Raw genomic sequence first — 1,137 nt, 5'->3', positions numbered from 1 at the left:
CCTCCAGCCTTGGTGAGCAGCAGGCCAAGGCGCGAGCCCTGCAGGCGCGCATTGCGCGGCTCCAGTTCGAGCAGAGCGGCAATCTCGAAGGCGCATTTCCCTGTCCGCCCGAGATCCAGAAGGCAGCGCCGGAAATCTGCGAAAACGAGCAGAAGCTGCTCGTCGCGCGCCGCGAAAACTTCGAAGTCAAGCTGTCGGTTCTCAAGTCGCGCCTCGATCAGCGCCAGAATGAATTGGACGAAGCCACCGCCAATCTCGATCGTCTCACCAAGAACCTGGCTGTTAGCGACCAGGAAAAGGAGCTGGTCGATTCCATGGTCAAGAAGGGGCTGATGGCGAGGACCGAGCAGATCCGCGTCGAGCGTGAGCATACCGAACTGCAAGGGCASTTGAACCTCGCCGGTGAAACCATCAAGAAAACCAAGGGGGCTATCACGGAAGCCCAGCTTCAGGTCGACGAGCTAGGTCTGCAGTTGCAGCAGGAAGCCCTGAGCGACCTGACGGAGGCGCTGGCCGATCTCTCGGTGGTGGATGAGACCATACGTGGCGCCACCGACAAGGTCGCGCGCACGGATATCCGGTCTCCGGTGGATGGGATTGTCAACACGCTGGAGCTGAACACGGTCGGCGCCTTCGTCCAGCCTGGAGCGGTCGTGGCCGGCATCGTCCCGACCTCCGAGACCCTTCTGGTCGAGGCCCGGGTTTCACCGCGAGATGTCGCCTTCATCCGGCCGGACCAGGACGCGCTCATCAAGGTCACCGCCTACGATTTCTCGATCTTTGGTGGCATCGAAGGCAAGGTCTCCAACATCACAGCCGACAGCCTGGTCGACCAGAAGACAGGCGAACCCTATTACCAAGTGCGCGTGTCGACGGACAAATCGACACTCGAGAGAGACGGCAAGGCCTATTCGATCATCCCGGGCATGATCTGTTCCGTCGACATCAAGACCGGGCGCAAGACGATCCTGAATTACCTCTTGAAGCCGATCAACAAGGCACGTCAGGAGGCGATGAGTGAGCGGTAGCGCCAGCTCTCCTCTTCCCGATCGCGAGCGGCTGCTGCCTCCTGTCACGGCTGAGGATTTTGGGCTGGAATTTCGGGTTGTGGCACGCGGCGGCGTACGACGCGGCATC

At 61.0% G+C, this 1,137-nt stretch carries 1 protein-coding gene; it reads left to right on the top strand.

The window, feature by feature from the left end; translation table 11 throughout:
• Positions 1–1,028, top strand: a 1,028-nt coding sequence (locus ACXJ7R_RS33720; protein WP_457155569.1) for an HlyD family type I secretion periplasmic adaptor subunit, incomplete at its 5' end; no start/stop codon positions are given.
• Positions 1,029–1,137: the final 109 nt, after the last annotated feature.

The sequence above is a fragment of the Mesorhizobium sp. P5_C1 genome (genome assembly GCF_054049815.1).
This window is presented reverse-complemented; position numbering and strand designations above follow the sequence as displayed.